The sequence below is a fragment of the Phycisphaeraceae bacterium genome (genome assembly GCA_019636675.1).
In the GTDB taxonomy this organism is placed as follows: Bacteria; Planctomycetota; Phycisphaerae; order Phycisphaerales; family UBA1924; genus JAHBXC01.
In genome coordinates, this window is sequence record JAHBXC010000001.1 from 592,710 (window position 1) to 617,719 (window position 25,010).

At 69.4% G+C, this 25,010-nt stretch carries 18 protein-coding genes; 6 read left to right on the plus strand and 12 right to left on the minus strand.

What is annotated here, in order from left to right:
• From KF684_02545 to KF684_02555, 3 genes are all read left to right on the plus strand, one after another.
• Entirely contained in the window at positions 1 to 876 is an 876-nt protein-coding gene (locus KF684_02545) for a YicC family protein (protein ID MBX3351788.1), read from the plus strand.
• Between the two features lie 137 nt (positions 877 to 1,013).
• On the plus strand, positions 1,014 to 2,327 hold the full coding sequence (locus KF684_02550) for a phosphotransferase (GenBank protein MBX3351789.1): 1,314 nt from the start codon (positions 1,014 to 1,016) through the stop codon (positions 2,325 to 2,327).
• Positions 2,328 to 2,457: 130 nt separating this feature from the next.
• Positions 2,458 to 3,654, plus strand: coding sequence for a PDZ domain-containing protein (locus tag KF684_02555; GenBank protein ID MBX3351790.1), 1,197 nt, complete (start codon positions 2,458 to 2,460; stop codon positions 3,652 to 3,654).
• 39 nt (positions 3,655 to 3,693) lie between these two features.
• Here the strand turns inward: KF684_02555 and leuS are convergent, their stop codons facing one another.
• The 4 genes from leuS to apaG are packed head-to-tail and all read right to left on the minus strand — an operon-like array spanning position 3,694 to position 9,535.
• Positions 3,694 to 6,615, minus strand: a complete 2,922-nt coding sequence (leuS, locus tag KF684_02560; protein MBX3351791.1) for a leucine--tRNA ligase — start codon at positions 6,613 to 6,615, stop codon at positions 3,694 to 3,696.
• A gap of 32 nt (positions 6,616 to 6,647) precedes the next feature.
• The gene (locus KF684_02565) at positions 6,648 to 8,147 is read right to left on the minus strand and encodes a bifunctional folylpolyglutamate synthase/dihydrofolate synthase (protein MBX3351792.1); all 1,500 of its coding nucleotides are present in this window, start codon (positions 8,145 to 8,147) and stop codon (positions 6,648 to 6,650) included.
• 46 nt (positions 8,148 to 8,193) lie between these two features.
• On the minus strand, positions 8,194 to 9,051 hold the full coding sequence (locus tag KF684_02570) for a hypothetical protein (GenBank protein ID MBX3351793.1): 858 nt from the start codon (positions 9,049 to 9,051) through the stop codon (positions 8,194 to 8,196).
• Between the two features lie 49 nt (positions 9,052 to 9,100).
• Entirely contained in the window at positions 9,101 to 9,535 is a 435-nt protein-coding gene (gene apaG, locus KF684_02575) for a Co2+/Mg2+ efflux protein ApaG (protein MBX3351794.1), read from the minus strand.
• Positions 9,536 to 9,776: 241 nt separating this feature from the next.
• Between apaG and mscL the strand changes: the two genes are divergently transcribed.
• Positions 9,777 to 10,205 (plus strand): large-conductance mechanosensitive channel protein MscL, encoded by a 429-nt coding sequence (gene mscL, locus KF684_02580; protein ID MBX3351795.1) that lies wholly within the window; start codon positions 9,777 to 9,779, stop codon positions 10,203 to 10,205.
• Positions 10,206 to 10,258: 53 nt separating this feature from the next.
• On the opposite strand, the gene KF684_02585 is transcribed toward mscL, so the two are convergent.
• From KF684_02585 to KF684_02615, 7 genes are all read right to left on the minus strand, one after another.
• Positions 10,259 to 10,702: a hypothetical protein gene (locus KF684_02585; GenBank protein MBX3351796.1), complete on the minus strand. Its 444-nt coding sequence runs from the start codon at positions 10,700 to 10,702 to the stop codon at positions 10,259 to 10,261.
• 22 nt (positions 10,703 to 10,724) lie between these two features.
• On the minus strand, positions 10,725 to 12,170 hold the full coding sequence (locus KF684_02590) for an MFS transporter (protein ID MBX3351797.1): 1,446 nt from the start codon (positions 12,168 to 12,170) through the stop codon (positions 10,725 to 10,727).
• Positions 12,171 to 12,236: 66 nt separating this feature from the next.
• Entirely contained in the window at positions 12,237 to 12,905 is a 669-nt protein-coding gene (locus KF684_02595; GenBank protein MBX3351798.1) for a hypothetical protein, read from the minus strand.
• Between the two features lie 202 nt (positions 12,906 to 13,107).
• The gene (locus KF684_02600) at positions 13,108 to 13,785 is read right to left on the minus strand and encodes a hypothetical protein (GenBank protein ID MBX3351799.1); all 678 of its coding nucleotides are present in this window, start codon (positions 13,783 to 13,785) and stop codon (positions 13,108 to 13,110) included.
• Between the two features lie 92 nt (positions 13,786 to 13,877).
• On the minus strand, positions 13,878 to 15,209 hold the full coding sequence (locus tag KF684_02605; GenBank protein MBX3351800.1) for a right-handed parallel beta-helix repeat-containing protein: 1,332 nt from the start codon (positions 15,207 to 15,209) through the stop codon (positions 13,878 to 13,880).
• 128 nt (positions 15,210 to 15,337) lie between these two features.
• Positions 15,338 to 18,049 carry a serine/threonine protein kinase gene (locus KF684_02610; GenBank protein MBX3351801.1) on the minus strand — a complete coding sequence of 904 codons (2,712 nt, stop codon included), beginning with the start codon at positions 18,047 to 18,049 and terminating at the stop codon, positions 15,338 to 15,340.
• On the minus strand, positions 18,046 to 18,624 hold the full coding sequence (locus tag KF684_02615; protein ID MBX3351802.1) for a sigma-70 family RNA polymerase sigma factor: 579 nt from the start codon (positions 18,622 to 18,624) through the stop codon (positions 18,046 to 18,048). Before KF684_02615 ends, KF684_02610 begins: the two co-directional genes overlap by 4 nt.
• Before the next feature lie 261 nt (positions 18,625 to 18,885).
• Between KF684_02615 and KF684_02620 the strand changes: the two genes are divergently transcribed.
• A complete protein-coding gene (locus tag KF684_02620) occupies positions 18,886 to 20,955 on the plus strand; it encodes a hypothetical protein (GenBank protein ID MBX3351803.1) in 2,070 nt (689 codons plus the stop codon).
• An 87-nt stretch (positions 20,956 to 21,042) separates the two neighbouring features.
• Here KF684_02620 and KF684_02625 read toward each other — a convergent pair whose 3' ends face one another.
• Positions 21,043 to 23,085, minus strand: a complete 2,043-nt coding sequence (locus KF684_02625) for a S9 family peptidase (GenBank protein ID MBX3351804.1) — start codon at positions 23,083 to 23,085, stop codon at positions 21,043 to 21,045.
• Between the two features lie 200 nt (positions 23,086 to 23,285).
• On the opposite strand from KF684_02625, the gene KF684_02630 reads away from it, so the two are divergent.
• Positions 23,286 to 24,908: a hypothetical protein gene (locus tag KF684_02630; protein ID MBX3351805.1), complete on the plus strand. Its 1,623-nt coding sequence runs from the start codon at positions 23,286 to 23,288 to the stop codon at positions 24,906 to 24,908.
• Positions 24,909 to 25,010 lie beyond the last annotated feature (102 nt).

Consider the following 25,010-nt stretch of genomic DNA (forward strand, 5'->3'; position numbering starts at 1 on the left):
ATGACAGGGTTCGGCGAGGCGTCGCTCCACCAGGGCGGCGCGCACTATCACCTCGAGCTGCGCTCGCTGAATAACCGGTATTTCAAGGCGTCCATCCGGCTGCCCGAGGACCTTCAGGGCCTCGAGGCCGAGCTGGAGGCGGCCCTGCGCAACCGCATCTCGCGCGGCGCGCTCACGCTCATCGCCAAGGTGTCCGACACCTCGAGCGACGCGACCTATGTCGTGAACGAGGCGGCGCTGCGCGGCTATCTCGAGAAACTGGACGCGCTCCCCAAGCCAAAGAACGCGACCCTGTCCATCGACGGCGCGAGTCTCTTGTCGCTGCCCGGCGTGCTCCAGCCCCCCGACGACGACGAGCGCCTGCACAAGGCGCGCAAGGCGTTCATGTCGATGCTCGACGGCGCGGTGGCCCAGCTCGTCGCGATGCGCGAGAACGAGGGGCGCAAGCTCGATGACGAGCTCCGCGCCCACCAGCGCGTCATCCACGACAAGCTCGCGAGGGTCCGCGCCCGCTCGCCCGAGGTGGTGCAGGAGTACGAGCGACGCCTGAAGGAGCGGACCGAGCGTCTGCTCCAGCAGGCGGGGTTCACCGCCGAGCCCTCGGACGTGATCCGGGACGTGGCCGCGTTCTCCGAAAAGGCCGACATCGCGGAAGAGATCCAGCGCCTGGGCGGTCACATCGAGCAGTTCTCGGAGCTGCTCGACGCCCCGGCGGACAAGCCCGTCGGTCGCACGCTCGACTTCCTGGCGCAGGAGATGCTGCGCGAAGCGAACACGATCGGGAGCAAGTGCGCCGACGCCGAAATCGCCCGGGACGTCGTCGAGATCAAGGGCGCGATCGATCGGATCAAGGAACAGGTCCAGAATGTGGAGTGATCGCATCTCCGGCCCTTTCCGGGACATCGGCTGGACAGATGATGCGTCCTGACGCATGATGGGTGCGTAGGGATAGTCAGGCCGCGGCCTGTCCCCGCCGCACCCCGCCGCCACGCACGCGGAGGACCCCACTCTCGATGCCGAGCAACCCCGGCATCTCACGCCACGACCGCCCCGTCGACCTCGCCGGCGATGACGCCCGTGGTCCGGGTTCGTCCGAGGCTCCGTCCGATCTGGGGGGCGCCCCGGGGCCGGACGCGACGCTGGACCCCGGCGCGTCCGGCTCGTCGATGATCGGCCCGGCGATCTCACCGGGGTCCTCGCTCCTGTCCATGCACACGCTGTCGGGCACCGGGCTCTCGCTGAGCGCCGGGGTCGGGCTCGTCGCGAGCAGCGCGGACCGCACGCCGGGCGGGTCGGAGCAGGCGCGCGAGCAGTTCGCTCCCGAAGAGCTGGCGATCGTGCTCTCGCACTTCGACATCGGGGTGATCCAGGCGATCCAGGAGTTCCGGCGCGGGTCGCGCCGGGCGCCCAAGGCGCTGATCAAGTCGGCCGCAGGCGGGTTCCTGCTCAAACGCCGCGCCCCCGGGCGCGACGAAGCGGCGCGCGTCCGCTTCAGCCACCGCGTGCAGCTCAAGCTGGCCGAGCAGCACTTCCCGCTCCCCAAGCTCCTCCACGACCGCGCCACCCACGAAACGCTCGTCAAGCACGGCGGGCGGATCTACGAGCTGTTCGAGTTCATCCCCGGCACGCGCTACGACGCGTCGCTCCCGGCAACCTCCGACGCCGGGCACGCCCTCGCGCTCTTCCACAAACTCATCTCGAGCGTCCAGACCGAGGACCTGCTCCCAACCTTCGGCTATCACGCGGCGGAGGGCATCGACCGCCAGTTCGTCGCGATCGCGGCCCGCGCGAACGAGAACCAGGACGCGTCGCTCATCGCCACCTGTGAGGCGCTGCGCGAGCAGTACCACGAGAGCGCTCGCGCCGTCGACAGGATCGGCATCCGGCACTGGCCCACGCAGCTCGTCCACGGCGACTGGCACCCCGGGAACACGCTCTACCGCGGCGCGCATGTCGTCGCCGTCATCGACTTCGATTCGCTCCGGCTCGAGCCGCGCGTGCTCGATGTCGCCAACGGCGCGCTGCAGTTCTCGATCACCATGGACGGGCAGGACCTGCACCGTTGGCCAGACCACCTCGATGAATCGCGATTTAAGCGGTTCTGCCGGGGGTACGACGCCGTCGAGGAGTGCATCCTCGCCACGGCGGAGATCGAGGCGATCCCCCACCTGATGATCGAGGCGCTGATCCTCGAGGCCGCGACCCCCATCGCCGCGACCGGGGCCTTCGCCGGGCACGACGGGGGGGCGTTCCTGCGCATGGTGGAGCGCAAGTGCAGCTGGATGCGTGAGAACACGCCGCGCCTGATCAACCTGATCTCCGACTGACCGGCTCTGCCTCGCACTCCCGGCCCCCCGACCCCGATCGGGGTCCGAAAACCCCGGTTTGAGCATTCCGGCGTGAACCGCACCCCGACCCGGGGCGTCCGGGTAGACTGTGCTGAGCGAAGGGCCACCCATGCGACGAGCCGAACGCCATCCCGAGCGAGCCCGACCCGACACGGGACGCGCCCCCGCCGTCGCGGCGTTGGTCGTCGGCCTCGCCGCGCTCTCGCCTGCGATCGCGAAGCCGCCCCCCTTCCTGCCGCGCGAGCTGGCGGACGTCGTCGAGCGCGCGCGCCAGCAGCAGCGCGCCGAGAACCCGGTCCGCGAAGCGCCCGCGCCGCGCGAGATCGTCGACGTCGCCACCGGGGAACTGACGCTGACCGAGGTGCTCGCGCAGCTCTCCTCCGAGGACTACGCCCAGCGCGAGGTCGCGACGCAGCTGCTCGCCAATGTCGCGATGTGGGACGAGCGGGCGCTCGCCGAGGCCTGCGCGACGGTCGATCTCTGCCCCGAGGCGCGCGTCCGCGTGCGAGAGGCCCTCTATTCCCGGTTCGCGGCGTCGCCCGGTCCGGCCGTCGGCATCAGCATGTCGCCCGAGCGCTCGGTCAACGGCGTGGTCATCCTGAGCGTGATGCAGAACTATCCCGCGTCGCGCGTGCTGCGCGCGAACGATGTGCTGATGCGCATCGGCGATGTCGATCTGCGCGCCGACCCCACGAACCAGCGCGTGCAAGAGGTCATCGCGTCGTACCAGCCGGGCGATCGCGTCCCGATGACGATCCTGCGCGACGAGCGCGAGATCGTGGTCGAGGTCGAGCTCGGGCAGTTCGCGAACCTGGATCCGAACCTCAGCCAGCGCAACGAAATGATCCTGCGCCAGGCGTGGAACCTGCGCTCACGCCGGCTCGGCCTCTCGGACGACGAAGCCGCCGCGGTCGCGCCCGCCGTCTCGCTGTTCGACTGGAGGCGCGCGGCGCAGCGGGCCTCGCTGGTCCGGCAGGGAACCGGCATGGTCGCAGGGGGTGAGCCCGCGCCCGTTCCCGGGCGTCTCGCGGGCGGGGTGGCGAACATCGACAACTCGCGTATCGGACGCGTCGAGCGGGTCGACCCTCGCATCGCCCCCGAGCCGCGCGGCGCGGACGTGCAGCGCGCCCTCGACGAGCGCATGAAGCTCATCGAAACCCAGATCGCCGAACTCAGCCAGCGCATGGCCGACGCACGCACGCCGCAGCGCGAGCACGAGAAACTGCGCGAGACGCTCGAGCAACTGGCGCTGCAGCGCCGCCAGATCATGCTCGAGATGGTCCGCTGGGCCGATCGCAACGACTGAGCGGAGCCTCGGCCTCGGCCGGCTCCGCCGCCAGCGGCGTCACCCGACGACGATGTTCACCAGGCGCCCACGCGCCACGATCACCTTGCGGACGGTCTTGCCGGCGATCGCCTCCTGCACCTTCGGGGACTCCAGGGCGAGGCGCTCGAGCGTCTTCTCGTCGGCGTCCGCCGGCGCGACGAGCCGGTCGCGCGGCTTGCCGAGCACCTGCACCAGGATCTCGACGGTCTCGCTGGCGAGCATCGACTCGTCGTACGAGGGCCACTCGGAGAGCGAGGCGAAGCCGGCGTCCTCGCCGTGCGCCTTGGCCCACAATTCCTCGGCGATGTGCGGCGCGAAGGGGCAGAGGATGAGCGTGAACCGCTCGAGCTGATCGAGCGTCACGCCGGTCTTCATCGCGCCGTTCACGAACTCGATCATCGACGCGATCGCGGTGTTGAACCCGAGGCGGTCGATGTCGTCGCCGACCTTCTTGATGGTCTTGTGCAGCAGCCGCTCGGTCGCCTCGTCGCGCGCCCCGGCGAGGCGCAGCGAGCCGGTCTCCTCGTCGACGCCGAGGCGCCACACGCGCTGGAGGAAGCGGAACAGGCCGACGATGTCGCGCGGGTTCCAGGGCTTGCTCGCCTCGATCGGCCCGAGGTACATCTCGTAGAGACGGAAGGTGTCGGCGCCGAACTCGCGGATGACATCGTCGGGGTTGACGACGTTCTTCAGACTCTTGCTCATCTTCGCGACGATCTGCGTGACGGGCTTCCCGGTGGCGCGTTCGAAGAACACGCCCTCCTCGCGTTCCTCGACCATGTCGGTGGGCACGAGCCCGCCGCCGTCCTCGCGAGCGCGCTGGTACGCGAAGGACTGGATCAGGCCCTGGTGGCGCAGCGTGCGGAAGGGCTCTGGCGTGCTGACCTCGCCCAGGTCGAAGAGCGCCTTGTGCCAGAACCGCGCATAAAGCAGGTGGAGCGTCGCGTGCTCGGCCCCGCCCATGTACAGGTCCACGCCCCAGCGCGCCGGAGAGCCGCCCTCGGGCGACGCGTTGCCCAGCCAGTAGCGCTCCGCGTCCTTGCCGATGAACCGCTCGGCGTTGCGCGGGTCGCAGTAGCGCAGGTAATACCAGCACGAGCCAGCCCAGTTGGGCATCGTGTTCGTTTCACGCGTGTACCAGCGGCCGTCGATCTGCACACGCAGCCAATCGGTGGCCGTCGCGAGCAGCGGCGTGGGTGAGTCCGCGTTGCCCGTGTCGGGCTTGAAGTTCTCGAGCTCGGGCAGGCGCACGGGCAGGTCGCCCTCGCGCAGCGCGACGGGGTTCCCGGCTTCGTCAAACACGATCGGGAACGGCTCGCCCCAGTAGCGCTGGCGGCTGAACAGCCAGTCGCGCAGCCGGTAGTTCACCCTCGACGCGCCCACGCCGCTCTTCTCGATCCACTCGACGATTGCGCGCTTGGCCTCGACCGTGGGCAGACCGTTGATCGAGACCTCGCTGTTGCTGCTCTCGACCGCGACGCCCACGCCGGGGAAGCACTCCTCGCACGCGGCGACCTTCGCCCACGCGCCGTCGTCGTCGGGGCGGACGACGGCGCGGATCGGCAGGCCGAACGCCTTGGCGAACTCGAAGTCGCGCTGGTCGTGGGCCGGGACCGCCATGATCGCGCCCGTGCCGTAGCTCATCAGCACATAGTCGGCGATCCAGACGGGGACCCGCTCGCCGCTGACGGGGTTGAGCGCGTGCCCGCCGGTGAACACGCCGGTCTTCTCCTTCGATTCCTGGCGTTCCACGTCGGAGAGCGAGCACACCCGACGCCGGTAGGCGTCGATCGCGGCGCGCTGCTCGGGGGCGGCGAGGTCGTCGACCGCGTCGTGCTCTGGCGCGAGGACGAGGTACGTCGCGCCGAAGACGGTGTCGGGGCGCGTGGTGAAGACGCGCACGGTCTCGCCGGTCGGTTCGCCGCTGGGCGCGAGGAGCGGGAAGTCGATCTCGGCGCCCTCGCTGCGTCCGATCCACTCCGCCTGCTGGGCCTTGGTGCTCTCTGGCCAGTCGACGAGCGCGAGGTCGTCGATCAACCGCTCGGCGTAGGCGGTGATGCGGAACATCCACTGGCGCATGGGGACGCGCCGGACGGTGTGCCCGCCGCGCTCGCTGCGCCCGTCGATGATCTCTTCGTTAGCGAGAACGGTGCCGAGCGCGGCGCACCAGTTGACGGTCTGTTCGCCGAGGTAGGCGAGTCGGTGTTCGTGGACGAGCGCGTCGCGCTGCTCGTCGGTCAGGTCGTGCCAGGTGCGCAGCACGCCGTGCGCGACGCCGCCTTCAAGGGCGGACAGATCGCGCGAGACCTTGTCGGCAGGGACGACCGCGCCGTCCGGAGAGACGAGCAGTCGCTTCTGGGAGAGGTCTTCGACGAGCGAGTCGATGGGCCTTGCTCCGCCCCGGCCGTCGTTGGCGCGCGGGTCGTACCACGCGTTGTAGAACCGCAGGAAGATCCACTGCGTCCACTTGTAATAGTCGGGGTCGATGGTCGCGAACTCGCGCTCCCAGTCGTAGGAGAAGCCGAATCGCTTGAGCTGGCGCCGGAAGGTGTCGATCGCGGCGCGCGTGGTCTCGCGCGGGTGGACATTGGTCGCGATGGCGTACTGCTCGGCCGGCAGCCCGAACGCGTCCCACCCCATCGGGTGGAGCACGTTGTAGCCCTGCATGCGCCGCTTGCGCGCGAGGATGTCCGTCGCGGTGTAGCCCTCGGGATGCCCGACGTGCAGGCCCGACCCGCTCGGGTAGGGGAACATGTCGAGGGCGTAGAACTTCGGTCGCGACGGGTTAAAGCCGGCGTCGCCCGGGTTGAGCGCCCGGAACGCGCGGGCGGCGTCCCAGCGCGACTGCCACCGGCTCTCGATCTCGTCAGCGAGAGCGGCGGTGTATCGGAAACGCGGTCCGGCGTCCTGCGTCGTCGTCGGTCGGGTGTCGTCGGGCATAGGCCGGGAGTCTATCGCCCAGCCCCGGCGGATCACGCCCCCTGGGCGCCGGCCAGCTTTTTCGCGGCCAGCTCGGCGAGGAGCATCTTGGCCTCGCCGACCAGATAGAAACTGCCCGTGACCACGATCAGGTCGCCCTTGGTGACCGCCTTGGCCGCGAGGTTGATCGCGCCCTTCAGCTCGCTCTCGACCTGCGACATCTTCCCGGACATCTCGTGGAAGCGCCGCTGGAGGTCGCGCGGCTCGGACGCGCGCGGGTTGAGCGAGGACCGGGTGAAGATCACCTTGTCGGCGCCCATGTCGATCTTCTCGAGCATCGCCGGGATGTCCTTGTCGGAGGCGCAGCCGAAGATCATCACCATCGAGTCGTAGGGGACGTGCGCGCCGACCGTCTTCACCAGTGCGCCGAGCGACGCCGCGTTGTGCGCCCCGTCGAGCAGGATGCGCGGGTGCTTCCACGCCAGCTCCATCCGGCCGGGGATCACGGTGCACGACAGCCCGTGGGCGACGTCGCCCTCGGGGGTCTCGAGCCCGCGCTCACGAAGCTTGTCCATCGCCGCCAGCGCCAGGCCGCAGTTGTACGCCTGGTGCTCGCCGGCCAGGGGCGACGCGAAATGCTCGAAGTTGCTCCGTGGGCTGGTCACGCAGACCCGGTGGTGCGGGCCAAGGTCCGCGCTGCTCTCGAAGCGGTAGCTGAAGTCGATGTCCTTGCCCAGCACCTCGAGACGCGCGCCGGCCTTCTCGGCGACTTCGCGCATCGCCTCGAGCACGCCGGGGGCCTGCGGCATCGTGATCGCGGCGCCGGAGGGCTTGAAGATCCCCGCCTTTTCACGCGCGATCTCGGGCAGCGTCTCGCCCAAAATCTGCGTGTGATCGCGGCTGATCTCGGTCACGATCGCGACATCCGGGCGAACGATGTTCGTCGCGTCCAGACGGCCGCCAAGACCGACCTCCACCACCGCGATGTCGACCGCCTTGTCGGCGAAGTAGACGAACGCGAGCGCCGTGATCAGCTCGAAGAAGGTCGCCTCGCCGTGCTTGCCCTCGACGGCGGCGGCGGCCTGGGCCACCTTGTCCATCGCGTCGCGGAAATCCTCGCGCGAGACCAGTTCGGCGTTGATCTGGACCCGCTCGCGCACATCGACCAGATGGGGGCTGGTGTAGAGCCCGACCGTGTAGCCGCAGCCCTCGAGGGCCGACGCGATCATCGCGCAGGTGCTGCCCTTGCCCTTGGTGCCGGCGACGTGGACGACGCGCACGGCGTCCTGGGGATCGCCCAGCTTCTGCGCGATGGCGCGCATGCGATCGAGCTTGAACTTGTCGAGGTGCTCGCGCGTCAGGCGCGCCCGCTCCAGATCGACGCGCGCGAAGAGGTAGGCCCTCGCATCCTCGTAGGACGCGAAAAGCCGGGCCTCCTTGGCGGGGCGAGCCCCCTGTCCCTTGGCGCGAGGGGCCCCCTTCGCGCTCGTGGAAACCCGGGGCTTGGTTGTCTTCGAAGAAGCCGCGGGCTTTGCGGCGGAGGATCTGGGCATACGGGACCAGAATAGCACGCCGGGAGGGGGTCCCCAAACCGTTTCTTCATGAAGTCGGCGGTTTCCCCTCGATCGTCACGCGGGTCGTCGCCCGTCCGGGGTGCCCGAACCAGGAGTTCTCGCGCTGTCCCGGCGGATACTGCGCCTCGACGACCTTCGCCGCCCCTGCCATCCCGGCTTCCGGACGGACCCATCCGCCTTCCACGTCGGGGAAGTCGAGCACGCAGTTCTCGCACTTCTTGTCGTCGAGGAACCGGATGGGGCACCAGAACGACTCGACGTTGCGGAGCATCTCCGAGCCCAGCGACCAGACCCCGGTCATCCAGTCGCAGTAGAGACACCAGATCAGGTCGTGCCCGACGAGGCCGCTGAACTTGTGGCGCGACACGTTGATCCATTCGCCCTGCCGGTACCTCGGGAAGCGCACGATCCACACAAGGGGCGGATAGACAATGACCTCCGCGGCGCGGATGAACCAGAACACCGGGACCGCCAGCGCCGTCCACCAGACAGCCGCGTGGTTGCGCAGCGGGCCGACCGAGCGGTTGAGCGCCTTGACGATCCGGGGCCCGCGCACCGCCTCGCGATGTCGCCACTCGTGTGCGCGAGACCACACCAGCACGGTCGCGATCTGGGCCGCGACACCCGCCAGCAGCCCCCAACCCCACGCGAGCGAGGCCCCCTCCCCCACCAGCCCGGGCGCGATCCGCCCGGCGTGCACGCCGACCACCGGGCCGATGACCCAGGGCGACACGGTGAAGAACGCCACCACGAGATCGAGCAGCGGCGCCCTGCAGAACACATCGTGCAGCGATGGCGCAAACCGCGAGACCAGATGCAGGAACATCGCGCCGACCAGCAGCGTCGCGCAGACGAGGATGAACACGAACAGCGGTGTCGTCATGCCCACAGACTAACGCATCGTCGCCGCCCGGGCAGCGACTCGAACCGCGTCAGCGCACCGGGTCCATGTCCTCTTCCGCGACGAGGAAGAACCGCGCGATCGTCGCGAGGAAGTTCGAGCCGTCGTCGCGGCGCATGGTGTACTGCCCCTCCATCGTCCCCCATGGGGTGGTGAGCGGGCAATAGCTCGAGTACTCGAACGACTGGCCCGGCTCGAGCTCGGGCTGCGCGCCGATCACCCCTTCACCGGTGACTTCCTGGCTCTCGCCGAGTGAATCAACGATGACCCAGCGACGGCTGAGCAGCTTGACCCAGCGTTCGCTCTCGTTCGTGATGCGTATCCGGTACGCGAACACGAACCTCTTGTCGAGAGGATCGGAATGCTCCGGGAGATACGCGGGCGTCACGCTCACGCGCACGCCGTCCGTCATGGCTTCGGAACCGAGACGCCTTCCGGCACGGTCCACTCCGCTTCGAGTACGCATCGTGTTGCTAGGCACTTGAAAGCTCCTCCTCCCGGCGCCTTCTCAGGTGCGCCGGGCCCATCTCACCGCGAACAGCATACCGCGCCGAAGGCCCGTTGCATACTCGAAAGCGGAGCCGGATATCGGCGTCAGGGGCCGCCCCCCCGGGGAGGGGCGCCGCAGCCCCCGGGCTGTATACTGCGACCCTCAAGGCGGGGGGGATTCTCCCCCTCCCACGCACTCTCGAACAGGAAACCAGCCCATGGGCATCTTCAAAGAGTTCCGCGACTTCGCCATGCGAGGCAACGTCGTGGACATGGCCGTCGGCATCGTCATCGGCGGGGCGTTCGGCACCATCGTCCGGTCCATGGTGGACGATGTCCTCATGCCCCCCATCGGCATGGCCCTGGGCGAGGTCGACTTCTCGGAACTGAAGTTCTACCTCCAGCGCGCCGGGACGACCGAGGACGGCGCCCAGATCGCCGAGGTCGCGATCCGCTACGGGAGCTTCATCAACGCGATGATCTCCTTCATCATCGTCGCCTTCGCCCTGTTCATCGTCATTAAGGCGATGAACACCGCAAGAGCACGGTTCGAGAAGAAAGAGGACGAGGCCAAACCCGTGGCCGCCACCCCGGAGGATGTCCTGGTCCTTCGTGAGATCCGCGATCTGCTCCAGAAGCAGGGCTGAGAGCGCCACCATCCAGGAAGAACCACGGGTCGCGCTCCGGCGCGACCCGTTTTTTAATGCGCGTGCTTTTCGGAGCGAACGCTGCTGCCGATCACCATCGCCGCCCCGAACAGGAAGAGGTCCTTGATCAGGTACTGCCCCTCGGGCGTGGGCACGAAGGGGAAGGACACCCAGCAGACGTCGAGCTTGATCAGCAGCGCCAGCAAAGTCCCGGGCAGTCGGAGGAACAGCAGCAGGATCGCCACGCGCACCGTCGGGCGCCAGAGCAGGAGGACGCCGATGAGGATCTCCCACACTCCCAGAACCTTGACCATAACCTCGGGCGAGCCGATGTAGATCGTGTGCGCGAGCAGCGACGACCCGGTGGGGTGCCCGAAGACCTTGAGCGCGCCGAGCCAGGCGAAAAAGACGCCGAGGCAGATCTCGTGGGCGGGATGCCCGACGCCGCCCATCCAGCGGGCGATCCGCTCGTCGAGTTTGTTGAGGTCGACCTTCATGCCGGCACGATACCCGACCGGCTCACTCAGTCGCCGCCCGCTCGACGACCTTGCGATCGATCGTCAGGTAGAGCGCCGCGGCGAGGATCGCCAGCGCCGCGAACCCGACGAACCCCATGTCGATCCGCCACTTCGGGAGCATGTACGCGTCGCGCAGCGACACGCCTCCCAGAAAGAGCGGTGCGATGAAGGGCGCGCTGGCGCTGAACGCCCAGCCGACGCCCATGAGCAGACTCGAGACCAGCCCGGTTCGCCCTGGCAGCAGTCGCTGCCCCAGCGCGATGCTGACGGGCATCGTCGCGAAGAAGCCCACCGCCGTGATCGCGGCCCACGCGTACGCAGGCCAGAACGCCCAGAAGGTCCCGGCGCCGACGCGCACGCCGAAGTCGCCCACGAACCCGAAGCTCGATGCGAGCAGCGCCCCGACCACGCACAGCGCGACGATGGGCCACTTCTCCTTGCCCGGCCGGATCACCCTGCTCGCGAAGAGGCCGGCCAGGCCCATGCCGACGGTCGCGAAGGCGACGAGCGTGCCGTGGAGCTTCGTCGCGGCGTCGGTGCTGGTGGGGTGCTGCGACTTCGCCCACACGCTGAGCATGGCGAAGACGCCGATGTTCACCGTGTAGAGCAGGCAGTTCGCGGCGCAGATCGTGAGCACGGCGCGCCAGCGCTTCCTCGATTCCGCGTCGCCGATCGACGCGTGCAGGTCGCGGTGATTCTCGTGCCTGTGCGGCACGTGGCGCAGCAGGACATGCAGCCCGACCGCCGCGATCACGCCCGGGATCGCCAGCAGCGCGAGCGACTCGAGCCCGTACCTGGTCGCGATGGTGGGCGCCATCTGCGCGCCCATCGCCTGCCCGAGCATGCCGAAGGTGAAGAAGATCGCCAGAGCCCACCCGCGCCCGCGCGCGATGGCGCGCGTGCCGACCTGCCCTGCCAGAGCGGCGGCGATGGGGTGGTACATCCCGGTCCCGATCACGCCCACGATCTGGAGCGCGATGAGCTGCCAGAAGTTCTGGGCGAAACCGATCGACGAGATGCACACCGCTCCCAGGAACATCCCCAGCGGGCCGCAGATGCGCGTGTCGCGCCGGTCGGTGAGGATCGCGAAGAACGGCTGCAGCGCGCCCGAGAAGATCGGCGTGAGCGCGAAGACGGTCGCGACCTGCCACGCCGCGAGATCGAGCCGGTTGGTCAGCAGCACGATCAGCGAGACGAAGAAGATCGGGTAGACATCGACGAGCGTGTGCGACGCGTTGAGCAGCCAGTACCGCTTGCGAGCGACCGCGCGGACCTCGGGGTTGGCGCGCTCCGCGACGCTGGGGGCGCGCCCCATGTGGGCCACCACCACCCGGTCGTTGCCGGAGGGCGAGCCGAAACGCTCGCCGGGCGGGGCGATATCCGCCGCCTCGGTTACCCCGAACGGAAGCCCGTCGCGAACGGCCGAACCGCCTGACTCGTTGCTCACGCCCGAACAGTAGCGCGGCGGGGTTGAAGGGGCCCCGCCGCGCCGCTGCCCGGACCGGGGGGCGACTTACCGGCGTCGGCGTCCGCCCGCCATGGTCGCGAACGCGAGCATCGAGAGAACCCCGCTCCCGGGCGCGGGCGTCACGACAGCCTCCACCCAGGTCATGCCGTCGAACGCCGCGCCGAAACCATCGCGGACGCTGAAGGTCACGGAGGTGAACGCGCCGGTCGTCGCGATGCCGACGAACTGCCCGTAAGGGTTGTCCTGCGTGATCGGATCGCTCCCGCTGACGGCGACCTCGCCGGTATTGGTCGTGATGGTGACGGCGCCGGGCACGAGGTCGGCGGTGTTCACCCACAACCCGAAGGTGTCGACCGGGCTCGAGAAGACGATCGTGAACGCGTCGCCCGGGCCGATGCCCGAGAAGTAGTCGCCCGTCGCGTAGTAGGTCCCCAGCGCGTGCGGCGCGGTCGGCGCCAGGGCGTCGGTGACGGCGAGGGAGAAGCCATCGAACACCGGGGTGTAGAAGTAGGTCAGCCCGTCGATGGTGTCGCCGCTGTTGATGATGAACCCGAGGGGGAGCGAGTCCCACGTGTCGGCGTGGACCATGCCCGGATCGGCGCCGGCGACGACAGTTTCGAAGGCGGCGCGGGTGGTGAAGGTTGTGGCGCCCGAGGCAATCGACGACGCGAGGGCGAGGGCGGACAGACCGAGAACGGGCAGCGCGGTTCGCATGAGAAACTCCTCCAGGGGATGGTGTGTGCCTGTCAGCCGCGCCCTGTGCCGCGCGGCTGGTCATGGGTCAATGCGACGGAGAAGAAGTCCCCGGCTGATGACATCCACGGAATCTGCGAAAAGTTCCCTGATGCGGTGCGCACGAGGAAAGCGCGGCCCGGGTCGAGCCCGGGCCGCGCTGGTCGTGACGAACGAACGCCGGTCAGTCGCAGTCGCTGCCGAAGTGGGTCAGCACCGTGTTGAGGTCCAGGAAGTTGACGACCCCGTCGGAGTTCAGGTCGGCCCCGGCGAACCCGGGCTCACCGGCGGCGCCGAACAAGGTGAGCACGGCGTTCAGGTCGGCGAAGTTCACCTGCCCGTCACCGTTTGTGTCGCCGGGGCACGGCGCGCCGAAGCCGACGAACACGCTCGCGTGGTCGAGGTTGACCCACCCGATGTTCTCGCCCCACGCGTAGCCGCGCAGGCGCCGGGCGGCGAAGTCGACCCTGGCGTGGATGCCTTGGGCCGCGAGCGCGGCGCGGGTGTCGAAGTTGATCCACCCGATGTTCTCCCCCCAGGCGTAGCCGGACATGTCGCCGGTGGCCGGGTCGATGTTCACGCCGAAATCGGCGCCGCTCAGATTGGCGTAGGCGACCCCGTTGGCTGGAGAGCCGTCGCCGAAGTTGATGTAGCCGATGTTCTCTCCCCAGGCGAAGCCGGCGAGGAATCGGGACCCGACGATCACGCCCGAGGCGACGCGCGGGCTGCCGGCGTCGCGGAAGTTGATGTAGCCGCAGTTCTCCGACCAGGCGTGCTTGGTCGAGTCGGCGATGTTGCTGGGGGCGCCGGCCGCGCCAGCGGCGAGAGAGGTGAGCGAGATCGCGGTGATGGTGCGTCGCATGGATGTGGCTCCTTGTGTCGGTGATGCCGACGGCGCGCCGAGCCCGGCGGTGCGGGCCCGGCGCGCGTCGTGCGTGTGCGCGTCGGTGAGGATCAGCGGAAACTGAGGTTGGCCCAGGGGTCGGTGGAGCCGATGTTGCCGTTCACGCTGTTGCCGCTGCTGTAGAAGCCGGTCTCGCCGGTCATCGCGGAGATGGCGCCGAATCGGTTGTTGGAGGCGAAGACGAAGTTGAAGTTGCAGAGCCGGGCGACGTTGCGCCGGATGAGGTTCCCTGCGCCGGTGACGCGTACGCCGTAGTGGTTGTTGGCGACGGAGTTGCCGTCGATGTCGTTGCCGGAGCCCTCGACGCGGATGGATGCATTGGTGGACTGATCGGGCCCGTTGCCCCGGACATGGTTGTCGGCGATGCGGTTGTTGCTGTTCGCCCAGACGCCATGCCCGGCGTTGTTCGTGGCGGTGGAGCCGGCGACGGACGATCCGGAGCCGATGCGGAACCCGTCGCCGCCGTTCTCCTGCGAGCTGCAGGCGGTGTAGATCGACTCGGATGCGTTGAACCCGTCGCTCGAGTTACTGCGGGCGGCGCACGACTCGAAGACCGAGCCCGCGCTGGCGGTGAACCCGGCGGCCCCGTTGCCGAAGGCGCTGCAGGAGTCGAAGACGGTGGCCACGCCGCTCCAGAATCCGGAGGACGTGTTGTTGTTCGCGCTGGAGTTGCTCACCGAGCACCCGTTGCCGAGCCGGATGCCGAAGCCGGTGTTGCGGCTCGCCGCGGAGTTCTGGACGGACGAGCCGGAACCCGTCTCGATGCCGTTGCCGCCGTTGTCGAATGACCGTGTCGCGCGGACGACCGAGCCGTCGCCGACCTCGATGCCGATGCTCCCGTTGTTCCGAGCGACGCATGCGTCGATCATGGTGTTCCTTCCGGCGATGATGCCCCGACCGGAGTTGTTCTCGACGAGGACGCGCTCGATGGTGTGTCCGAACGCGTTCGAACCGCCCAGCACGCTGCCGAGGGAGATGCCGCTGCTCCTCCAGTTGCGGACCGTGCCGTTGCGGATCGTGATGTGGGACTGGACCCCCTCGACCGTGATGCCGTGCAGCGAGCCGAGGGCGCCGCGGACCTCGAAGCCGGACAGGTCGATGGTCACGTTGCTGGCGGCGATCTTGATGCCGCTCTTCCCGGAGCCGCCGATGATCGGTCCGGTCAGGTAGTACGAACCCGACTGGATGATCTTGAAGTTGGAGTCGGCGTCGCCCGGGGTGTTGAGCCAGTCGATGGGGCGCCGGGGCTCGATCTCGTCGAGGGTCTTCATCGTGGGTCCGATGGGCCCGCCGGGCGGGTTGAGCCCGCCCGCGAGGGAGGCGCCGGAGACGACCGCCGCGGCCAGAGCGCGCAGCGCGAACGACAGCATGGAGTGCTTCATGGGGTTCTCTCTTCTGTGGCTGTTCCGACGGGCCGCGACACGCGACGCGAACCCGACGGACGACCATGCGAGAACCGCCCCCGGCGTCCCTCAGCCCGCCGCAGATTTTCTTTCTCGGGGGAGCGCCCTCACTGGGCGGGCTGTGCGGGCCGGGACTGTGCCAGCTCCCTCCAGTGAGCGATGCGCTGGTCGTGGCCCTCGCCGGGGCTGGCGGCGTGCCAGGCCTCATACAGATCCGCGAGCCCCTGCGCACACTCGCGCGTGCGGGCGTGCGACGCCCCGAGGCCCTGGGCGAGCATGGGGTACGCCTCGAGGTACAGGCCCTCGGCGTCGTCGAAGGAACGCACGCCGGCGAACGCGTCGGCGAGTTTGACGAGGTAGATGCCCAGGATGCGCTCGTTCGGCCCCGACCAGACGCGCCGGGCGTGGGATTCGCCCTCGCGCAGGAGGGCCAGCGCCTCGGCGTGCTCGCCGCCGGCGTTCAGCGCCATCCCAAGATTGTTCAGGGCGCGCAGCGTCTGCTGGTGCGCGAGGCCGAGGACGCGCCGGTTTCCGTCGAAGGTCTCGCGGAAGTACGGCATGGCCTCGCCGGGGCGGCCGGTGGCGAAGAGGAGGAAGCCGTAGTTGTTCATCGCGATGAGCGTGTCGGGATGGAGATCGCCCTGCACGCGCCGGCGCAGGTCGAGCGTCTCGCGGTAGACGCGCTCCGCCTCGTCGGTCCTGCCCTGCGCGCGCAGGACGAAGCCGAGGTTGCTCATCGCTGTGATGGTGCGCGGGTGCTCCTCGCCTTGGAGACGGAGCCGCGCCGCGAGAACCTGGCGCTGGATCGGTTCGGCTTCGTCGAAGCGTCCCTGCTCCTGCAGGTTGAAACCGAGGTTGCCCCGCGCGGTGATGGTGTCGGGGTGGTCGTCGCCCAGCGCCCGTGCGCGGCCCTCGAGACAGGACCGGAAGAGCGCTTCGGCGTCGCTGAGACGACCCCGGAGCTGGAGCAGGCGCGCCAGGTTGTTCTGCGCGTCAAAGGCGAGCGCATCGTCGGTCCCGAGGGTGCGCGCGATCGCGTCGTGCGTCGCGTGCAGGATCGGCTCGGCCTCGTCGAGGCGCCCCTGCTCCATCAGCATCCGCCCGAGGGTGTTCTCGGCGCGCAGGGTGTCCGCGTGTTCGGAGCCGAGGGCAGCGCGCATGATCGCGCCGGCCTCGCGCTGCATCGGCAGCGCCCGCTCGAGCAGCCCGAGCCCGTGCGAGGTCGTCGCGACCGTCTCGAGGAGACGGGCGCGAACGAGCGACTCGGGCGCGAAGCGGCTGGCGATGGCGGTCTCGGCCCGGGAGAAGATGTTCTCGTCGAGCGTGCGCAACGCGATGTTGGTGAAGTTGACGCCGGCGAGAGCGTCGGTCTCCGCGTCGCGCAGCGCGGGCTCGTCGCGCAGGAGCCCGCGGATCGAGGCGCCCATGCGCGCCGTGTCGATGCCCGAGATCTGCTCGGCTTGGAAATCGACGACAGAGCGCAGCTCGTCGGCGCGCGCGAGGGCGACCGCCTCGGCGGCCTGCGCGCGGACGCGCGCCGCCTCGGCCTCCTGGCGCTCGCGCTCAGCCCGGACGAGCCCGAAGGTCGTCCCCGCGAGCCCGAGCAGCACGAGCGAGAGCACCGCCCCGGCGACCAACACGCTCGCGCGGTGACGCCTGGCGAACTTGCGTGAGCGATACGCGACGCCGGGCGGACCCGCGAGCACCGGCTCGTCGCGCAGGTGGCGCTCGACGTCCGCCGCGAGCGAGCTCGCCGAGTCGTACCTCCGGTCGGGGTGCTTCTCGAGGCACTTCATGACGATCCAGTCGAGATCGCCCCGGAGCATCTGACGCAGCCGGCGCGGGTCGTCCGCGATCGGCGGGCTCGCGGCCCCCGTCTTCGAGAGGCGCGTGCTCGGGCGGGGCGGCTCCTGTTCACGGATCATGCGCAGCATGTCGGGAAGCGAACGCCCCGAGACATCGCGCAGGTCAAAGGGCGTCGCGCCGGTCAGCAGTTCGTACAGCAGGACGCCGAGCGAGTAGACGTCGCTGCGCGTGTCGATGTCGGCGCCGGAGAGCGACGCCTGCTCGGGGCTCATATAGGCGGGCGTGCCGACGATCTGCCGGTGCGCCGTGACGAGGGTCATCTCGGTCAGTTCCGCGCCGACCGCTTTCGCGATGCCGAAGTCGATGACCTTGACGATCGGCTCGGCGTCCCTGAGCGACACGAGGATGTTGCTCGGCTTGATGTCCCTGTGGATGACGCCCTTCTGATGCGCGTGGTGAATCGCGCGGCACGCCTGCACGAACAGCCCGAGCCGCTCGCGCAGGCCCAGGCGCATGAGCCGGCAGTGCTCGAGGATCGGCAGGCCCTCGATGTGCTCCATCACGAAGTAGGGCCGGCCGGAATCGGTCGCGCCGGCGTCGAAGACCCTCGCGATGTTGGGGTGGTCCATCATCGCCAGCGCGCGACGCTCGGCGTCGAAGCGCGCGATGACCTGCTTGGTGTCCATCCCGAGCTTGATGACCTTGAGCGCGACGACTCGCGCGAGGGGCTCGCGCTGCTCGGCGCGCCAGACGGTCCCGAAGCCGCCCTCGCCGAGCCGGTCGAGCAACCGGTAGCGACCGATAGCGTCGCCGGCGCGCTCGAGGGGAAGGTCGTCGTCCTGGTCGGCGGGCTCCAGAAACCCGGTCGCGGCGTCGTCGGCCAGCAGCAGCGCCTCGACGCGCGCGCGCAGCGCCGCGTCGCCGGAGCAGGCGCGATCGAGGAACGCGCCGCGCGCCTCGCCGCGCAGCGCACGCGCGTCGTGGAACAGCGTTTCCTCGGAGGGCGAGCTCACGCGTCCGGCTCTCCGGAGAGTTCGCGATAGAGCCAGGCGCGCGCGAAGGCCCAGTGCCGGTCCGCGGTGGCCTGCGAGATCCCGAGGACGCCTGCTGCCTGCCGGATGGACAGCCCCCCGAAGAAGCGCAGTTTGACGAGTTCGGCCTTCTGAGGGTCGGTCTGGGCCAGGCGGGTCAGCGCGTCGTCGAGGTCGAGGAGTTCGGCGGGCGGCTCGTCGAGGGTGAGCATCTCGGGCGTGAGGTCGAGCCGGGCCCGCTTGCCGCCGCGCTTCGACGTGGCCTTGGCGCGGGCGCGGTCGATGAGAATCCGTCTCATCGACTCGGCGGCGGCGGCGAAGAAGTGACCCCGGCCCGCCCACGCGCCGGGGTCGTCGGCGTCGGGTCCCAGGATCCGCAGATACGCCTCGTGGACGAGCGCCGTGGCCTGCAGCGTCTGCCCGGGACGCTCGGAAGCCAGACGCGCCTGCGCCAGCCGCCGCAGCTCGTCGTACACCGCGGGCAACAGCGCGGCTGACGCCTGCGCGTCCCCCTTGTCGTGGGCTTCCAGCAGTCTGGTGATCGCGGCATCCGGCATGCAGCCATCGTACCTCGGGGACGGGCGCCGCCGACTCCGCCCCCGCCGGTTCTGGCTATCTCGTCTGTTGATTTTCTGCTCGCAGATTGCAGACCTCGTGGTACAGTAATTTCGGCTCAGGAGCCCACCCCGCTTCTGCGCTTCTCGTGGAAGGAAACGCAACACCAGGGCATGCGTGTCGGCACTCTGATCAGGACAGCGGACTGACATCTCGTCGTCCACTCACTGCCACGCCGACACAGCACCCAGCAGAGACACGCCATGATGCATTCACCAACATTTCGCCTCGTCACCGCCGGCCTGCTGCTCGGCGCGTCGGGAGGCGCGCTCAGCGCCGCCTCGCAGCCCGGGCTCGTCTCGCACGAAGGGGTGCTGCTGCCCCCGGGAGTGAGACCGATTGGCGAGCGCTCGCACGACCGCTCTACGCTCCACTCGGTCGCTCGCCTGTGGAACGAGGAACTCCTCGACGCGATCCGTCGCGACACGCCGCGCCCGCCCGTGCACTCGCGCAACCTGTTCCATGTGTCAGCCGCGATGTACGACGCGTGGGCGGCGTACGACTCGGTGGCTCGCCCGGTGTTCCGCCAGGAGAGCGCTTCGGCGGTCGATATCGAGGCGGCCCGCGCCGAAGCGATCAGCTACGCGGCGTACCGGATGATCGCGCACCGCTTCGCCGCGTCGCCCGGGGCGGCCGCCACCACGACGGCGATCAACAACCTCATGGGCGCGCTCGGGTATGACCCCGGCGTCACGACGACCGTGGGCGACACGCCTGCGGCGATCGGCAACCGCATCGCGGCGCGGATCATCGCGCAGGCGCTGACGGACGGCTCGAACGAGCTCGGCAACTACGCGAACACCAGCGGGTACGCGCCCATCAACGGCCCGCTCGTGGTCGCCCTCCCCGGCACGGGCGGGATGGTGGACATCAACCGCTGGCAGCCCCTGCTCGTGCCCGGCGCGCTAAACCCGCAGGGGTTCCTGGCGCCGCACTGGAGCGTCGTGCGCCCCTTCGCGATGTCGCGCCCTGCGCCGGGCTCGCTCTATCTTGACCCGGGCCCCCCGCCGCTGCTCGGGGGCGCTGGCGACGCGACCGTGCGGCACGACATCCTGCAGGTGATCGAATGGAGCGGCCAGCTCGATCCCACCGACAGCGTCATGATCAACACCTCCCCCAGCGTGACCGGGAACAACTCGCTCGGCGCGCAGGACGGCACGGGGCACCCCGTCAACCCCGTGACGGGCATGCCGTACGCCGACAATTTCGTGCTGCGCGGGGACTTCGGGCGCGTGCTCGCCGAGTTCTGGGCGGACGGCCCGCTTTCCTCGACGCCCCCCGGCCACTGGAACGAGATCGCCAACGAGGTCTCCGACTCCCCCGGGTTCGAGAAGCGCATCGGCGGCGTCGGGCCCATCGTGAACGACCTCGAATGGGACGTGAAGATGTACCTGTCGCTGAACGGCGCGGTGCACGACACGGCGATCGCGACCTGGGAAGTCAAGGCGCACTACGACGGTTCGCGCCCGATCTCGCTGATCCGCGAGATGGCGTCGCGCGGGCAATCCACAGACCCCATGCTCCCCTCGTACGACCCGATGGGCCTCCCGCTGCAGGCCGGTCTCGTGGAGTTGATCACCCCCGAATCCAGCGCGCCGGGGGAGCGCCACGAACACCTGAGCGCGTTCGTGGGTGAGATCGCGATCTTCGCCTGGCGCGGGCACCCGGCAGACCCCGTGAACGACTTCGGCGGGTGCGGCTGGATCCGCGCCGTCACGTGGCTCCCCTACCAGCAGTTCAACTTCGTGACGCCGCCCTTCGCCGGCTATACCTCGGGCCACAGCGGGTTCAGCCGCGCGTCGGCCGAGGTCCTCACGCTGCTCAGCGGCACGCCCTATTTCCCGGGCGGGCAGGGCGTGTTCGTCGCGTCCGACGGGCCCGACGGGTTCGATCTGGTCTTCGAGGCCGGCCCCTCGATGGACGTCGTGCTCGTCTGGGCGACCTATTACGACGCCGCCGACGAGGCGGGGCTGTCGCGCATCTTCGGCGGCATCCACCCGGCATACGACGATTTCCCCGGGCGCGTCATCGGCTCGAACGCGGGGATCGGTTCCTATCAGCGCGCCACGCGCCACTTCACCGGCCTCACGCCCTTCCCCTGCGCTGGCGACACGAACGGCGACAACATCGTCAACCTCGCCGACCTCAACGCCATCCTCACTGGATACGGGCAGAGCGGGAGCGGCCAGCCGGGCGACGTGAACGGCGACGGCGTCGTGAATTTCCTCGACCTCAACACCGTGCTCGTCAACTTCGGCGCGTCGTGCGACTGACCATTGCGTGACAACTCGGTCCAAACGACAAGAGCCCGCGGCGCACTCGCCGCGGGCTCTTTGCATGGGTGTGTCAGCGTGCCGGGCTCAGTCCTTCTTCGCTTCGAGCCCGTAGTCGAGGCGGTGGTCGGGCATCTCGCCCCCCTCGCCCTTGAGGTAGTGGTTCATCCACTGCATGAGCCGGAGGGAGTAGTCGTAACGCGACGCGGCGCGACGGTTGCCGTGGCCCTCGCCCTTGTAGAGCACGAGGCGCACCGGGGGCGGGTTGTCCTGCAGCACGAGGTAGCGGTAGAGGATCTTGGACTGCGTGGGGTCGACGCGCGGGTCGGCGTCGCCGTGCATGATCAGGATCGGGGTCTTCGCGTTGCGCACGTGGAAGATGGGGCTTGCTTCCTTGTAGAGATCCCAGTTCTCCCAGGGCCAGGTCATGTAGTGGACGAGGTAGAGCTCCTGGGGGATGTCGGAAGTGCCGAGCATCGCGATCTTGTCCGAGAGACCGACGTTCATGACGGCGGCGGCGAAGCGGTCGCTGTAGTAGGTCGCGCCCCACGCGGTGGCGTACCCGCCGTAGGACCCGCCGGTGATGCCGACGCGGTCTTTGTCGACCATGCCTCGCTCGACGAGGTGATCGACGCCGTCGACGAGGTCGTCGAACTCTTCCTTCGCGGGTCGGCCCTGGCTGGTCTCGATGAACTTCACGCCGCGACCGGTGGAGCCGCGATAGTTCTGGTAGAAGGTGAAGTAACCCTCGGCCGAGAGATGGTGCGCCGGGAGGTTGTAGCGGGTGAGCCAGCCGTTGGAGAAGTGCGCCTCGGGCCCGCCGTGGACGGCGAGGACGAGCGGGTACTTCTGGCCTTCCTTGTACTCGAGCGGATAGAAGAGGACGCCCTCGATGTCGAGGCCGTCGCGCGCCGAGTAGGTGACGACTTCCTGGCGCGCGAGCGCGACCTCGGAGAGCCACGGGTTGGAGTTAGTGAGCCGTGTCGGCGTGTGCTGCGGGCCGCGGAGGCGGAAGGCCTCGCGCGGGTGCTGCGGCGCGTTGGCGGTCGCGACGATGTCGCCACCGGTCTTGGGAACGCTGAAGGTTTCCCAGATCGGACCCCCGGCGGGCGCGAGCGTGCGCTGACCGGTTCCGTCGTGCCGGATGGTGGCGATGCGCGCGTTCACGCCCTCGTGGCTGATGAAGAGCACCGTGTTCGCGTCGCGCCAGCCGACATGCCAGATGTGCCCCTCGAGATCGGGCAGGATGTTGCGGAACTGCCCGCCGTTCTTCGAGGCGACCATCAGGCGCCCCTCTCGGGTGTCGGAGACCGTGTCCGTCGCGATGAACGCGAGGCGCTCGCCGTCGGGGCTCCAGGCGATCTGCCCGAGCTTGCCGGGGTTCTCGACCCGGCCGAGCACGCGCCCCTCGGGTGAGATGATCCGGATGCGCTTGAACATCAGCGTGTCGTCGACGAGCTGGCGCGGCGTCACGCTGACGACCAGCCGGTCGCCGGCGGGAGACCAGTGCACATCCTGCAGCGAGCCCTCGATATTGACGAGGTTGTCCTTGGCGCCCTTCGCGGGAGAGTCGCCGAGATCCACGATGTAGAGGCGGCGCGGCTTCCAGTCTTCCTCGAAGACGACCTGGGTGAAGCCCATGTCGCGATCGCGCTTCAGGTCTGGCGCGTCGGGCTCGAAGGCGAGCAGCGCGACGCGCTTGAAGTCGGGGCTGAAGGAGTACGCGCTGATGTCGGTTTCGAGGTGGGCGAGGACCCGCGCCTCGCCGCCGCCGACGGGCATCGCGTAGAGACGCGTGGTCTTGTCCTCGCCGCGTTTCGCGAGGAAGGCGACGTGCGAGCCGTCGGGCGTCCAGCCGATCGCGCTGATGTTGACCTGGCCGGTGATGTAGGGCTTCGACACGCCGTCGGAGCCGATCAGGTGCAGCTCGGTCCAGGGCGCCCCGTCCTTCTCAGCGGGGATGCGCCGCGGGATGATGGACGTGTACGCGACCGTTGAGCCGTCCGGGCTGACGACGGCGGCGCCGACCTCGCGAAGGTCGGCGATCTGCTGCAGGGTCATACCCCCACCCCACGCGATCGAGGGGATGATCAGCAGTGCGAGGGTCAGGATGCGAACGAACAGGGTCATCGGGGTCTCCTTCTTTCACGGGAATCGGCTCGGCCTATCGGCTCGGGTTGCGCGGGTGCGGCGCCGTGGGGGCGCCGGGGTCGCGGGGGGCGCCGAGGGCCGAGAGTCGAGAGGAAGATAGCACGGCGGCGGTCTCAGAATCGGGGGAATCGATTTCGAGAGACGATCGCGTCGGGCGAGTATTCGGATAGCATGGGGGCGTGAGCGAGCCGGAACTGGAACGCGTCATCAAAGCTCTCCGGGATGTTGTGAGGCCGCACCTTGAGCGGTCCGATGTCGCGCGCGAGCTCGCGTCGGCGCTTGGCGAGTGGCTGATCGCGGAAGCGAGACGCGCCGAGGACGCGAGCGGACCGTCGCCCACGGGTGGGACGACCGAGTCGGACGCGCCCGAGCCGGCTGCGGCCCCCGCTCCTGCGTCCGCGCCGGCGCCGGCGGAGCCGGTGGTGCTGCACAAGACCGCGCGGCGCGGGATCGTGCCCCTGAAGATCGGGGACGCGACGGTGCACCTCTCGGTCGAGGGCGCGACGGAGGACCTTGGCCGCGCGCGTCAGGCGGCGGACACGGGCGACGATGACGACGAGCGCGAGATCGCCCCGGCGCGCCAGCCGATCGACCTCGGGCTGATCGTTCGGCGTTCGACGCTGAAGGCATCTTCCTGCCGGCTGTTCATCGAGCGCCGGGCGGCGATGGGCGACCCGGAGCGGGAGCGTCCGATCCTCGCGCGCATGGAGGCGATGATCGGCGAAGCGAAGGCGATGCGAGACTGCTTTCTGTGGGCGTTCTGGCGGGAGCGCCCGGCGCCGCCGGACGACACGCTGCGCGTGATCGCGCGCTGCTACGACGCGCTCGCGCAGGCGACCTCGCTCGTGGAGCGTCTCGACGCGCTGGGCGACCGCGCGTCGCGCGACGACCTGGCGAGCGCGATGCAGTTGATGGCCAGCGCCAGCTCGTCGCTCCGCGTGGGCCTGCTCGACACCTGGCTGACGAGCCCGGACGCCGACCAGGAAGACTCCCATGTCTGGCTGCGCAGAGAGAGTTTTTCGAGGCAGATCTACATCCGTCGCCACATGTCGCTGAGCGATCCTGCGGACCCGCGCGAGGCGGACGCCCTCGTGCGCACGATCGCCGAGGAGGCCGCGACGCTCGAGGCGGCCGCCGCCTCGCGCGCGACGGTCGAGCAGGGCCTGAAGCGCATCGACTACCACGCGCGGCGCATCGCCGACAGCGACCAGCAGCCGGACCAGCACGACCTGCGCAAGATCGCCGACACGATCGAGCATCTCTCCTCCCGCGGCGTGCGCGAGAGCGACCCGAGGTATTCCGACGCGCTGCGCCCCCGCGTCGCGGAACACCTCCTCGATCACGCGTCGCCCTCGGTGCGCGCCGTCGTCCGGGCGGTGCTCGATCGCGCCGACGATCGCGCGAGCGACGAGGACGCCGGCGCCCAGACCAAGGCGTGGAGCCCGCGCGCCATCGCGGTGCGCGAGCTGCTCGAGGGCGGACGCGTCGTCATCATCGGGGGCGAGCCCAGGCCCGACGCGATCGCCAGAATCAAGGACGCCTTTCGCCTGCGAGAGGTCGACTGGGTCCGCCTGTCCGAGCACGGCACGGGCGAGCCGATGCGCGCGCCGATCCAGCGGGCCGACACCTCGCTGGTGCTGGCGATCATCAAGCTGGCGGGTCACCTGCACCTCGAAGAAGCTCGCGCCTACGCGACCGAGGCCGGCAAACCCTGCGTCCTGCTGACCGGGGGGTACAACCCCGAACAGATCGCCGACGCGGTCCTGCAGCAGGCGAGCGGTCGCCTGCAAGGGCCGGGCTGATCAACGCGGGCATTCCAGACTTGCACCTCCGCTGCCAGCGCTCGCCCGGGCTGAACACCCCTCGCTCGCGAAACTGGTAGATTGCGCCGCCCCCATCTCGTG

Excerpts from the sequence above, each read along its gene's own strand:
- KF684_02545 (MBX3351788.1), top strand. The coding sequence starts at position 1 with ATGACAGGGTTCGGCGAGGCGTCGCTCCACCAGGGCGGCGCGCACTAT.
- KF684_02550 (MBX3351789.1), top strand. The coding sequence starts at position 1,014 with ATGCCGAGCAACCCCGGCATCTCACGCCACGACCGCCCCGTCGACCTC.
- KF684_02555 (MBX3351790.1), top strand. The coding sequence starts at position 2,458 with ATGCGACGAGCCGAACGCCATCCCGAGCGAGCCCGACCCGACACGGGA.
- leuS (MBX3351791.1), bottom strand. The coding sequence starts at position 6,615 with ATGCCCGACGACACCCGACCGACGACGACGCAGGACGCCGGACCGCGT.
- KF684_02565 (MBX3351792.1), bottom strand. The coding sequence starts at position 8,147 with ATGCCCAGATCCTCCGCCGCAAAGCCCGCGGCTTCTTCGAAGACAACC.
- KF684_02570 (MBX3351793.1), bottom strand. The coding sequence starts at position 9,051 with ATGACGACACCGCTGTTCGTGTTCATCCTCGTCTGCGCGACGCTGCTG.
- apaG (MBX3351794.1), bottom strand. The coding sequence starts at position 9,535 with ATGCGTACTCGAAGCGGAGTGGACCGTGCCGGAAGGCGTCTCGGTTCC.
- mscL (MBX3351795.1), top strand. The coding sequence starts at position 9,777 with ATGGGCATCTTCAAAGAGTTCCGCGACTTCGCCATGCGAGGCAACGTC.
- KF684_02585 (MBX3351796.1), bottom strand. The coding sequence starts at position 10,702 with ATGAAGGTCGACCTCAACAAACTCGACGAGCGGATCGCCCGCTGGATG.
- KF684_02595 (MBX3351798.1), bottom strand. The coding sequence starts at position 12,905 with ATGCGAACCGCGCTGCCCGTTCTCGGTCTGTCCGCCCTCGCCCTCGCG.
- KF684_02600 (MBX3351799.1), bottom strand. The coding sequence starts at position 13,785 with ATGCGACGCACCATCACCGCGATCTCGCTCACCTCTCTCGCCGCTGGC.
- KF684_02605 (MBX3351800.1), bottom strand. The coding sequence starts at position 15,209 with ATGAAGCACTCCATGCTGTCGTTCGCGCTGCGCGCTCTGGCCGCGGCG.
- KF684_02615 (MBX3351802.1), bottom strand. The coding sequence starts at position 18,624 with ATGCCGGATGCCGCGATCACCAGACTGCTGGAAGCCCACGACAAGGGG.
- KF684_02620 (MBX3351803.1), top strand. The coding sequence starts at position 18,886 with ATGATGCATTCACCAACATTTCGCCTCGTCACCGCCGGCCTGCTGCTC.
- KF684_02625 (MBX3351804.1), bottom strand. The coding sequence starts at position 23,085 with ATGACCCTGTTCGTTCGCATCCTGACCCTCGCACTGCTGATCATCCCC.